This window comes from Streptomyces sp. NPDC048278 (assembly GCF_040652195.1).
Classification (GTDB): Bacteria; Actinomycetota; Actinomycetes; order Streptomycetales; family Streptomycetaceae; genus Streptomyces.
This window is the reverse complement of record NZ_JBEZLP010000010.1, coordinates 325,388-332,323: the sequence shown is the minus strand read 5'-3', so window position 1 is coordinate 332,323 and position 6,936 is coordinate 325,388. Positions and strand designations below refer to the sequence as shown.

Here is a 6,936-nt window from a genome sequence, read left to right as displayed (position 1 = left end):
AGCGTGCCGTTGTGCCCCGCAAGCCGTCCTCGCCGCCCACGCCTCCGATCCCGCACTGGCGGCCATGCGCATCGGCTTCACCGACGCCCTGCGCCGCACCGCCCAGGTGACCGCGTCCGGCCTCCTCGCCCGCCAGGAGAACCCGAAGGCGACCGTGACCAGAGCGCGCTCCGGACGCCTCCCACCAGAGGGGCAGGCGCAGGCGCTCACCCACGGGCGATGCCCGGCGTGGCGCGGTATGTCATGAATGTGCCGCATTAGCGTTTGCGGCATGAGTGAATCTTCATTTCAGGACGACGTACTGGGCGAACTCGGCGACCAGGATCTGAACGAGATCGCCGGGCTCCTGGGCACCGACACCGACGGGGCCCGCCAGGCGGTGGCCGCGACCGCAGGCGCGATGAGCAGCCGGCTGCGGGAGCAGGCCGACGCGGACGACGAGGACGCCATGGAGGTACGCGAAGCCGTCGCAGAGGCCGCCGAACCTCCGCTGCAGGGCGTGGCCACCCTGGGCGGCGGGCTCGCCGGGGGCCTGATGGCCGGTCTGCTCGCCAAGATGAGCAGGCCCGTCGCGCAGGCGGTGTCGAAGAAGACCGGCATTCCCGCCGCGAACGTCGACCGGATCATCAGGGTGCTCATTCCCGTGGTGATGGCTGTCTTCGCCAAGCGTGCAGCCGCGGCCAAGGGGACCGCATCTGGGGATGCCCCCTCAAGCGGCACGGCTCCCGGCACAGGCCCGGGTGGCCTCGGTGAGCTGCTGGAGCAGCTCCTCGGCGGCGGCAAGAAGTAGTCGTTCCGGGCCGCGTCACGCGGTCGGAGGCCGGCCCGGATGCCCCCTCACCACGGCGTCGGCCCGCTCGGACGGGGCCAGTTGTACGGCTGACCGGCCGTCGGACGCCTCCGCGACTACCTTCATGTCCGGTTGTGCGTCGATGAGCAGCCGGAAGGTGCCGGGGACAGGGCAGTTCGGCGACGACGCGGAATCAGCACTTCGGCCGTGGACCGGCGGTGACGGTTCCGCCCACGGCCGTGGCGCGCTCGCGCATGCCGATGAGGCCGTGCCCGGTGCCAAGTCCCTTGGCCGCGTGGGGCGGACCGTCGTCCGTGACATGAGCCTGGCCCGGGATCCGTTTCAGGCTGATCGCAGGTGCGTGCGCATCCGCCGCTCGCACCTGCGCCGCCGCACGGCTCAGTCGTCGTCGGGGAACTCCCCGGCGAAGGCGGCGGCCATACGGAGCCAGGGCTGCGCCTCGTCGTGGCGGCCCTGGCGTTGCAGGGTCCGGCCCAGCAGCAGGTGGGCGTAGTGTTCCACCGGATCGCGCTCGACGATCTGACGCAACTGGTCTTCGGCGCGCCGCAGCTGCGCGGAGTGGTAGTAGGCGCGGGCCAGCAACAGCCTGGGGCCGGTCTGTTCCGGGACCTCCTGGACGACGTCGGTGAGCAGCCGTGCCGCGCCGATGTAGTCCCTGCCTTCGAACAGCAGCTGCGCCCGCTCCCAGCGCTCGGCGGTGCTCTCCTCGTGCGGTGCGCCGGCGCCGTTGTCGAACAGGTGCAGAGCGCTTGCCCACCGGTCGGGCGCCACTCCGTCGGTGGCCGGGTAGTCGTTGAAGCTGTCGGTCATCGTTTCCTCCGTTCCCGAGCTGCGTGCGCGGGGTGGTCTCAGACCGCCCGTGCGGTGGTCGGTGTGCCGGCCGCGTCGCGTGCGGCGAGGAGCGAGGCGTGGGTGGGGGCGTCGGGGACGCCGGCGGGCCGGTTCGCGGCGAATTCCTTCCGCAGCACCGGTACGACCTCCTCACCGAGCATGTCGATCTGTTCCAGGGCGGTCTTCAGCGGGATGCCGCCGCCGTCCACCATGAACAGCTGACGCTGGTAGTCCCCGGCGTACTCGCGGAAGCTGAGCGTCTTCTCGATGACCTGCTCCGGGGTGCCGACGGTCAGCGGGGTCTGCGCCATGTACTCCTCCATGGAGACTCCGCCGCCCATCACCGGTGAGTGGTCGAAGACCGGGCGGAACTCGCGTACGGCGTCCTGGGAGTTGCGGCGCATGAAGACGTGGCCGCCGAGGCCGACGATCGCCTGCTCGGGGCTGCCGTGTCCGTAGTGCGCGTAGCGCTGCCGGTACACGTCGATCAGCTTCTGCGTGTGCTCCCTGGGCCAGAAGATGTTGTTGTGGAAGAAGCCGTCACCGTAGTAGGCGGCCTGCTCGGCTATCTCGGGCGAGCGGATCGAGCCGTGCCAGACGAACGGCGGGACACCGTCCAGCGGGCGCGGGGTGGAGGTGAAGCCCTGCAGCGGCGTGCGGAACCGGCCCTCCCAGTCGACGACGTCCTCGCGCCACAGCCGGCGCAGCAGGGCGTAGTTCTCGACGGCGAGGTTGATGCCCTCGCGGATGTCCTTGCCGAACCACGGGTAGACCGGGCCGGTGTTGCCCCGGCCCATCATCAGGTCCACCCGGCCGTCGGCCAGGTGCTGGAGCATCGCGTAGTCCTCGGCGATCTTCACCGGGTCGTTGGTGGTGATCAGCGTGGTCGACGTGGACAGGATGATCCGCTCGGTACGGGCGGCGATCCAGCCCAGCATCGTGGTCGGGGAGGACGGCACGAACGGCCTGTTGTGGTGTTCACCGGCCGCGAAGACGTCGAGCCCCACCTCTTCGGCCTTCTGCGCGATGGCGACCATCGCCTTGATCCGTTCGTGCTCGGTCGGCGTACGGCCCGTGTTCGGGTCCGTGGCCACGTCACCGACGGTGAAGATGCCGAACTGCATCGTCTTCAGCCTTTCCATCTGGTTGACGCATCAACTACGCCATGGGAACACGGGCATCACGGCGCCTATTCCGCTGCCGCCGCGCGCAGCGCTACTCGTACCGCTTGTCCAACTGCTCGACGACACGGCCCGCAACCTTCGCGAGCGTGCCGAGCTCCTCCGGCGTGAGAAGGTCGACGAAGAGATCGCGGACCGTGGCCACATGGCCGGGCGCGGCCGACGCGATCATGTCCCGCCCTTGCGGGGTGACGACCACGAACGCGCCGCGCCCGTCCTCGGGGCACTCCACCCGGACGGCCAGCCCGCGCTTGACCATGCGGGAGATCTGGTGCGACATCCGGCTCTTCTCCCACTCCACCGCCTGGGCCAGGTCCGCGGAGCGCATACGGGCGCCGGGCGCCTCGGTGAGATGGACCAGCACGATGTAGTCGGCGGCGGACAGGCCGGAGTCCGCGTGCAGGCGGCGAGCCACCCGGCCGTGAAGTCTCTCCTGCATCCGGACCAGACTGCGCCAGGCATCGCACTCCGCGGGACCGAGGCGTCCCGGCGCCTCGTTCACCGGGACCACTCAGCCAAGCTGTGCCTCCAGCCACCGCAGGACGTCCGGTGTGACCGGGTCGGTGATGTCCGCGAACTCGGTGTGCCGCTTGAGGAACTTGGCGACGTAGGGGCAGACCGGGACGATCCGCATTCCGGACGCGCGTACGTCGGCGAGCGCCTGCTGGACCAGCTGCGCCCCCAGCCCCTGGCCGGCGAAGGCCTCGTCGATCTCCGTGTGGAAGAAGACACGCTGCGCACCCAGGTCGCGGTAGGCGGTCAGACCGGCGCGCCGGCCGTCGACCAGGATCACGTACCGGCGATCGGCGTCCGCACGCTCGACGACCGTGATGGTGGAGGACTCGCTCATGGTGGGCCTTTCGTAAGGGGGAGTCAGCGGGTCAGCGGGTCGGCGGGTTCCGGCGCGGTGTGAGCACGGCGTTCGGCAGGGCCGGTGCGGGGAGCCGGCCCCCGGGAAAGCCCTCGATGACGCCGAAGCGGTCGGAGGAGGCCTCCCAGTCCTCGCGGGCTTTCACGATGTCCTCGTGGCTGCGGCCGACGAAGTTCCACCACATGACGATCCCCTCCTCGAAAGGAGGGCCTCCGAGGAGGATGGTCCGCGCGGGGGCGTCGGTCTCGTTCACCAGCGTCAGGGCGTCCACGCCGCGGGGGACGTAGCCGAGTTCCGCGGGCCGCAGCAGGGTGTCGATCAGGCGGACGTCCCCGCTGTCCACGAGGAGGCCGTGCTCGAAGGTCTCGTCCACGGCGAGGGTGAGCGCCGCGTGCGGTGCGATGACCATCTGGGCGCCGAGCAGTGGCGTGAAGGCCCGGACCGGAGAGGTCCGGCCCGCAAGCGAACCCAGAAAGACCCTGATCTCGGCCCCGTCGACCTGCCCGGGTTCGGGCACGTAGTGCTGGAAGTCCCGGGCGGTGTCGCGGTGTTCCCCGGGCAGCGCGACCCACAACTGGACGCCGTGGACGACGGTGGTGTTCGGGGTGGAGACCTCCGAGTGGGCGATGCCGTATCCACCGGTCATGAGGTTCATCTCGCCGGGCCGGACCAGCGTGCGGGTGCCGAGGGTGTCGCGGTGCTCGACCTCGCCGCTGAACAGCCAGGTGACCGTCTGCAGGCCGGTGTGCGGATGCGGGGGCAGGTCCATGCCACCCGACTCGGCGACCCGGTGCGGGCCGTAGTGATCGGCGAAGCACCAGGCGCCGATGAGCGTGCGCTCCCGCTGGGGCAGCGTCCGCCGTACGTGCATCGCACGCGGACCGCCCAGCGGGACCTCACGTGCCGACAGGACGTCGACTTCCACGTTGCTCACCGAGAGCACCTCCCACACCATCTGGTTGTCACATCAACTATAATGCCATGGTGGTCGGCCGCTGACCACAACACCGTCCGAACACCGTCCGAACACCGGCCACTCCGAGCGTGGCCCGAAGGAGACCCCGACGTGAGCAACCGCCCCGGCAGCTCCCCGCCGCGCAGGATCTTCATCGACAAGCAGAGCCCCAAGGCCTTCCATGCGCTGGTACAGGCCGCCGAGACGGTCCGGGCAACAGCCGCCGAGGCCGGGCTCGACCGCACCACCGTGGAACTGATCAACCTCCGCGTGTCGCAACTCAACGGCTGCGCCTACTGCCTCGACGTACATACCCGGGCGGCCCTGCGCGCCGGCGAATCAACGCGGAGACTCGGAATCCTGAGCGCGTGGCGGGACACCGACCTGTTCACTCCCCAGGAGCGCGCCGCCCTGGCGCTGGCCGAGGCCACGACCGATCCGCTGAACACCGCGGCGCAGACATCCGCCTACGAGGCCGCGCGGCAGGCCCTCTCCGAGGACCAGATATCAGCCGCGATCTGGGTGGCGGTCACCATCAACGCGTTCAATCGCGTGTCGGTCATGAGCAGGCACCCGGTGCCGCCGGTTCAGGACGAGTAGACGAGTGGGGGCGGCCGGCGCTCGGCCCGTCAGGCCGGGTCCTCGTCCAGTTTCTCCACCACACGCTCGGAGACGCGGGCCAGCAACCGCAGCTCCGACGGCGTGACGTGGTCGAGGAAGAGCTCGCGCACCGCCTCCACATGGCGCGGGGCAGCGGCCTCGATCATCGCCCGCCCCTCGTCCGTGATCACCACGAACGCGCCTCGGCCGTCCTCGGGGCACTCGTCCCGCACCACCAGCCCGCGCTTCACCATCCGGGCGATGTGGTGGGACATCCGGCTCTTCTCCCACTCCAGCGCCCTGGCAAGATCGAGAAACCGCCGCCGCCCGTCCGGTACGTCCGTCAGCTCGACCAGGACGGCGAAGTCCGCAGGCGAGACGTTGGACTCCGCCTGCAACAAGCGGGACAGGCGGCCCATGAGCCTCTCATGCATGCGGACGAAGCTCCGCCAGGCATGCTGCTCCTCCGCCGTCAGCCAACGCACCGTCTGCTCCATGGAGCAAGTGTAAACGTAGTTGACAGTTCACCGAATAGGCGCCGGACACCAACCGCGTGCGCGCCCGCTTCAGCGGCACGCCGGCGTGCCGCTGAAGACGCGTGGCGGGTCAGCCCACCTGGATGTCCGCGGCGTTCTCGGCGAGCCAGTCGTCGAAGCTCTTCAGCGCCGGGTTGATCTCCCGCAGGAGATCAAGGTCACGGGCGCCGGTGAACTCCTGGTCGAAGTCGCCGTAGTACTGGAACATGTTGGCGATCTCGTCGCCCGCCGGTACGCCCAGGGAGCGGAAGACGTCGTAGGGCACCGACTGGAAGCGCACCGGCTCGCCGATCGCGGCGCCCAGCTTCTGCGCGTACTGGGCGCCGGTCAGGTGGTCGCCGGCGAGGCCGACGGTCCGGCCGACGAACCGGTCGCCGCCCTTGAGGATGGCGAGCGCGGTGCGGCCGATGTCGTTCACGTCCACACCCGCGAGCAGCTTGCCGTCCTCGAGCGGCAGGGTCAGGGTCAGCACGCCGTCCTCGGCGCGCTTGGGGCCCATCATCGACAGGAAGCCCTGGAAGAAGAAGGTGGTGTTCAGGAAGGTGGTCGGCACCCCGGCCCGCCGGAACAGCTCGTTGCCCTCGCCCTTGGCGTCGAAGTGCGGGACGTTGTACCTGTCCTGGAGGACGGGCATCCGCTCGTCCTCGAGCGGCAGCAGTTCGCGGGTGTCCTCCAGCGTGGACCACACCACGTGCCGCAGCCCGGTATTCTGCGCGGCCCGCGCCAGAACCCCGATCTCCTCCGTCTCCTTGGCCGCCGAACCGTGCGCCCAGAAGTTGGTGACGAGGAAGGCGCCGTAGGCTCCCGCGAACGCCTTGTGCACGGTCGGCTCGTCATGGAAGTCCGCCCGCACGACCTCGGCACCGAGCTCCGCGAGTTCCTTGGCCGCGGGCGAGTCGGGGTTCCGGGTGAGCGCACGCACCGTGAAACCCGAGTCCGGATCGGCCAGGATCGCCCGCGCGGTGCCGCCTCCCTGCGCACCGGCGGCTCCGGCGACCGCGATGACCTTCTGCTCACTCATGTCATTACCCCTGACGAAGGAGAGATCGTTGACACATCAACCGAAGCACATTCTGGTTGACGAATCAACTTGCGGGGTGGGATCCAGCCACGATCGACATGGAAGCCGCCCGAGCGGCGCAAGGTCGCGC

9 protein-coding genes and 3 pseudogenes are annotated in these 6,936 nt (G+C 69.8%); 3 read left to right on the top strand and 9 right to left on the bottom strand.

The window, feature by feature from the left end; all coding sequences use genetic code 11:
- Window positions 1-247: pseudogene (locus AB0D74_RS20280) on the top strand (hypothetical protein); the annotation flags it as partial.
- A 24-nt stretch (window positions 248-271) separates the two neighbouring features.
- A complete protein-coding gene (locus AB0D74_RS20275) occupies window positions 272-790 on the top strand; it encodes a DUF937 domain-containing protein (protein ID WP_362588372.1) in 519 nt (172 codons plus the stop codon).
- A 48-nt stretch (window positions 791-838) separates the two neighbouring features.
- Here the strand turns inward: AB0D74_RS20275 and AB0D74_RS20270 are convergent.
- From AB0D74_RS20270 to AB0D74_RS20240, 7 genes and pseudogenes are all read right to left on the bottom strand, one after another.
- A pseudogene (locus AB0D74_RS20270) lies at window positions 839-940 on the bottom strand (DNA-binding response regulator); the annotation flags it as partial.
- Between the two features lie 43 nt (window positions 941-983).
- A pseudogene (locus tag AB0D74_RS20265) lies at window positions 984-1,109 on the bottom strand (sensor histidine kinase); the annotation flags it as partial.
- Between the two features lie 80 nt (window positions 1,110-1,189).
- A complete protein-coding gene (locus AB0D74_RS20260) occupies window positions 1,190-1,621 on the bottom strand; it encodes a tetratricopeptide repeat protein (RefSeq protein ID WP_362588369.1) in 432 nt (143 codons plus the stop codon).
- A 38-nt stretch (window positions 1,622-1,659) separates the two neighbouring features.
- A complete protein-coding gene (locus AB0D74_RS20255) occupies window positions 1,660-2,766 on the bottom strand; it encodes an LLM class flavin-dependent oxidoreductase (RefSeq protein WP_362588366.1) in 1,107 nt (368 codons plus the stop codon).
- A 91-nt stretch (window positions 2,767-2,857) separates the two neighbouring features.
- Window positions 2,858-3,262: a MarR family winged helix-turn-helix transcriptional regulator gene (locus AB0D74_RS20250; RefSeq protein WP_362588363.1), complete on the bottom strand. Its 405-nt coding sequence runs from the start codon at window positions 3,260-3,262 to the stop codon at window positions 2,858-2,860.
- 72 nt (window positions 3,263-3,334) lie between these two features.
- Window positions 3,335-3,673, bottom strand: a complete 339-nt coding sequence (locus AB0D74_RS20245; RefSeq protein WP_362588360.1) for a GNAT family N-acetyltransferase — start codon at window positions 3,671-3,673, stop codon at window positions 3,335-3,337.
- Window positions 3,674-3,704: 31 nt separating this feature from the next.
- Window positions 3,705-4,649: a pirin family protein gene (locus tag AB0D74_RS20240; protein ID WP_362588357.1), complete on the bottom strand. Its 945-nt coding sequence runs from the start codon at window positions 4,647-4,649 to the stop codon at window positions 3,705-3,707.
- Window positions 4,650-4,760: 111 nt separating this feature from the next.
- On the opposite strand from AB0D74_RS20240, the gene AB0D74_RS20235 reads away from it, so the two are divergent.
- Window positions 4,761-5,249: a carboxymuconolactone decarboxylase family protein gene (locus AB0D74_RS20235; protein WP_362588354.1), complete on the top strand. Its 489-nt coding sequence runs from the start codon at window positions 4,761-4,763 to the stop codon at window positions 5,247-5,249.
- A 29-nt stretch (window positions 5,250-5,278) separates the two neighbouring features.
- Here AB0D74_RS20235 and AB0D74_RS20230 read toward each other — a convergent pair whose 3' ends face one another.
- Entirely contained in the window at window positions 5,279-5,746 is a 468-nt protein-coding gene (locus AB0D74_RS20230; protein WP_362588351.1) for a MarR family transcriptional regulator, read from the bottom strand.
- A gap of 109 nt (window positions 5,747-5,855) precedes the next feature.
- Complete coding sequence (locus tag AB0D74_RS20225) at window positions 5,856-6,806, bottom strand: NmrA/HSCARG family protein (protein WP_362588348.1); 951 nt, start codon at window positions 6,804-6,806, stop codon at window positions 5,856-5,858.
- Between the last annotated feature and the right edge of the window lie 130 nt (window positions 6,807-6,936).